Annotated in this window: 1 protein-coding gene; it reads right to left on the reverse strand. The window is 76.0% G+C overall.

Annotation, left to right across the window (positions count from 1 at the left end; genetic code table 11):
* Window positions 1-4,151: amino acid adenylation domain-containing protein (locus VGR37_04445; GenBank protein HEV2146645.1), on the reverse strand; the 4,151-nt coding region annotated here is incomplete at both ends.

Genomic DNA, 4,151 nt, shown 5'->3' on the forward strand with positions numbered 1-4,151 from the left:
CCCAGATCCCCGCCACCAGCTCCTCCACCGCCGTGCGGGGCGCCTCGTAGACGGATTCCTCCCCCCCCGCCTCCGGCGCCGGGAGGGCTCCCCGGTCCAGCTTGCCGTTGGGAGTGAGGGGGAGCGCCTCCAGGACCACGTACGCCGCCGGCATCATGTACTCCGGCAGCCGCTCCCGCAGCCCCCGCTTCACCTCCTCCACCGGGACCTCCCCTCCCTCCTCCGCCACCAGGTACGCCGCCAGCCGCTTCTCCCCCGGCGCGTCCTCGCGCGCCACCACCACCGCCTCCCGCACCCCCGCCTGCTCCCGCAGCGCGGCCTCGATCTCCCCCGGCTCGACCCGGAACCCCCGCACCTTCACCTGCGCGTCCGTCCGCCCCAGGAAGTCCAGCACCCCCTCCGCGCGCCAGCGCACCCGGTCCCCCGTCCGGTACAGCCGCGCGCCCGCCTCTCCCGAGTACGAGTCGGGCACGAAGCGCTCGGCCGTGCGCGCCGCGTCGCCCAGGTAGCCGCGCGCCACCCCCGCGCCCCCGGCGTACAGCTCACCCGGCAGCCCCACGCCGGCCGGCGCCCCGTGCGCGTCCACCACGTAGACGCGCGTGTTCCCCACCGGCCGCCCGATGGGCACCGGCGCCCCCGCCGCGACCGGCTCCGCCACGGTGTGGCAGCAGGTGAAGGTGGTGTTCTCCGTGGGGCCGTACCCGTTGATCAGGCGCAGCGCCGGGTGCGCCTCCCGCACCCGGCGCACGTGCGCCGGGGAGAGCACGTCGCCGCCGGCCAGCAGCTGACGCAGGCCGGAGAGGCCCTCCAGGTTCTCGTCCACCATGCGGTGGAAGAGCCCGGCGGTGAGCCAGAGCGTGGTGACCTCCCGCTCGCGGATGGTCGCGCCCAGCTCCTCCAGCGAGAGGGGCCCGGCGGGAAAGAGCACCAGGGCGGCGCCATGGAGGAGCGCTCCCCAGACCTCGAAGGTGACCGCGTCGAAGGCGGGGTTGGAGACCTGCGCGATGCGCTCGTCGGGGCCGAAGGGGAAGAAGCCTCCGCCGCGCACCAGGCGCACGACGGCCCGGTGCGGGACGGCCACGCCCTTGGGGCGGCCCGTGGAGCCCGAGGTGTAGATGACGTAGGCCAGCTGCTCCGGGTCGCCTGCCACGGCCGGCGGCGTGCCGGGGAGGCAGGCGATCGCCGCGGCGACGGCGGGGTCGTCCAGCCGCAGCGGCCCGGCGCCCGTGGGCAGCCGCTCGGGCAGCGCCCCGGTCCAGGCGGCGTGGGTGAGGAGCTGGAGACAGCCGGCGTCGGCGAGGATCTCGCGGACGCGCTCGGGGGGGGCGTGCTCGTCGATGGGCACGTAGGCGGCGCCGGCGTGGAGGACGGCGAGCATGCCGGCGACCAGGTCGGGCCCGCGCTCCAGGCACAGGGCCACGCGCGCCTCGGGGCCCACGCCCAGCCGGCGCAGGTGGTGCGCGAGCCGGGCGGCGCGGCCCGCCAGTTCCGCGTAGCTGACCGGCTCGCCTCCGCAGACCAGGGCGGAGGCGTGGGGGGTGCGCTCGACCTGCTCGGCGAAGAGTTCGTGGACGCAGGCGCGCGGCAGCGCGGCGGCGGTGGCGTTCCACGCCTCCAGCACCTGCACCCGCTCGGCCCCGCGCAGCAGCGACACCTCGTCGAGCAGCCGGTCGGGGTCCGCCGCCATGGTCTCGAGCACCGCGTCCAGGTGCTCCATCATCCGCTCGACGCTCTCCGCCCCGGCCCGGCCCCGGTCGTAGCGCAGCTGCAGGGTCAGCCGCTCGCCCGGAACGGCCGTCAGCAGGAGCGGGTAGTTTGTGTGCTCCACGCTCAGGTTGCCGCGTACCCGCAGCCCCGGCAGCGCGTCTCCCACCCCCTCGTCCATAGGGTAATTCTCGAACACCACCAGGCTCTCGAAGAGCGCTTCCCCGGCAGGCAGCTCGCTCCACTGCTGCACCTGCACCAGCGGGCTGTACTCGTGCTCCCGCGTCCTCAGCTGCTCCTCCTGCAGCGTCCTCAGCCACCCGCCCAGCGTCACCCCGTCCGCCCCGCCCGCCCACACCCGCACCGGCAGGGTGTTGATGAACAGCCCCACCATCTCCTCCACCCCCGGCAGCTCCGCCGGCCGTCCGGCGACCGTGGCGCCGAAGAGCACGTCCTCCTCCCCCGCGTAGCGCGACAGCAGCAGCCCCCACGCGCCCTGCACCAGCGTGCTCAGCGTCACCTCCCGCTTCCACGCCTGCTCCCGCAGCGCCCGCGTCCGCTCCGGCGGGAGGCGCAGCCACGCCTCGCCGGCTCGCTCCACCCCGGCGCCCGGCGCCGCGTGCCGGAGCGGGAGCGGCGTCGGCGAGGTGAAGCCCGCCAGGTGGGCTCTCCAGAAGTCCTCCGCCCGGGCGAGGTCCTGCCGCTGCAGCCAGGCCAGGTAGTCGCGGAAGCGCCCCGCCACCTTCAGCTCCGCTCTTTCTCCCCGCGTGTCCGCGCCGTAGATCGTCAGCACGTCGCGGAAGAGCAGCGACAGGCTCCACCCGTCCAGCACCAGGTGGTGGTGCGTCCAGACGAGCTGGTGCTCCTCGTCCCCCATCCGGAACAGGGCGAGCCGCATCAGCGGCGCCCGGCCCGGGTCGATCCCGGCCGCGCGGTCCGCCTCCAGGTAGCGCTCCAGGCGCGCCTGCCGCTCGGCATCGTCCAGCCCACGCCAGTCCTCCCTCCGGAAGGGCGGAGTCGCCTCGCGGCGGACCACCTGCACCGGCCGCGGCAGCCCTTCCCAGACGAAGCCGGCTCGCAGCGCCTCGTGCCGCGCCACCGCGCCCCGCCACGCCCGCTCCAGCGCCTGCGCGTCGAGCGGCCCCTCCAGCACGAAGCCGAACTGGCCCACGTACACGCCCGATCCGGGCGCGTAGAGCGCGTGGAATAGCATCCCCTCCTGCAGGGGGCTCAGCGGGTACACGTCCTCCACCCCGCGCCCGCTCCCCAGCAGCGCGTCCAGCGCAGCCTGGTCCAGCCCCGCCAGGGGGAAGTCGCCGGGAGTGTAGCCGCCCGCCTCCGGGCTGCGGCAGTGGGCGATCAGGCCGCGCAACTCCTCGGCGTACCACTCCGCCAGGCACTCGATCGTCTCGCTCCGGTGCACCCCGGCGGCGTAGCCGATCTGCAGCTCCAGGCGGCCATCCTGCACGGACCCGCTCACCTCCAGGCGGTGCGGGCGCGGAGCGCCGCCGTCCGCCGGCGCGCCGGCCGACTCCGGCGCGAAGGCGAAGAACGCCTCCCCCGAGACGGTCTGGTCGAACTGCCCCAGGTAGTTGAAGCCCACCTCGGCTTCCCCCGCCCCGCCCATCTCCGCGGCCGCCTCGCTCCCGCCGAGGTAGCGCAGCAGCCCGTAGCCGATCCCCCGCCCCGGCACCGCGCGCAGCTGCTCCTTGACCGCCTTCAGCGCCGCGCCCGGCTCGGGGCTCTCGGGCAGCTCCAGCACCACCGGGTACGCGGCCGTGAACCACCCCACGGTGCGCGACAGGTCCACGCCGCCGACCACTTCCTCCTCGCGCCCGTGCCCCTCCAGGCCGATCCGCACCCGCCGCTCGCCCGTCCAGCGCCGCAGTGCTCCCGCCAGCGCGCACAGCAGCACCTCGTCCACCCGGGTGCGGTACGCCGCCGGCACCTCCCGAAGCAGCGCCTCCGTCTCCTCCTCGCTCAGCCGCACCTCCACGCTGCGTCCCCGGGCGAGGATGTTCTCCCCCGCCGCGTCGTCGAGCGGCAGCGGAGCGACCCCCTGCCGGCCCTGCGCGAGCCAGAACGCGCTCTCCGCCTCCAGCGCCCCGGACCGGGCGTGTTCGGCCAGGCGCTCCGCCCATGCCTTCCACGACGCGGTCTTCGCCGGGAGCCGGATGCCCTCCCCCCGCCGGAGCTGCGCGTAGGCGGTCTCGAGGTCCTCCAGCAGGACGCGCCAGCTCACCCCGTCCACCGCCAGGTGGTGCACCACCGCCAGCAGCCGCCCCGGGTCCCCGGCGCCCATATCGAACCACCCCATCCGCAGCAGCGGACCGCGCGCCAGCTCCAGGCTCCGCTGCGCCTGCCCGGCCGCCGCCTCCAGCGCGCCCGTCCGCGCCACCCCGGCCAGACCCGACAGGTCGACCGTCGCGAGCGGCCCCCGCCCGCCC

Source organism: Longimicrobiaceae bacterium, from assembly GCA_035936415.1.
Taxonomy (GTDB): domain Bacteria; phylum Gemmatimonadota; class Gemmatimonadetes; order Longimicrobiales; family Longimicrobiaceae; genus JAFAYN01.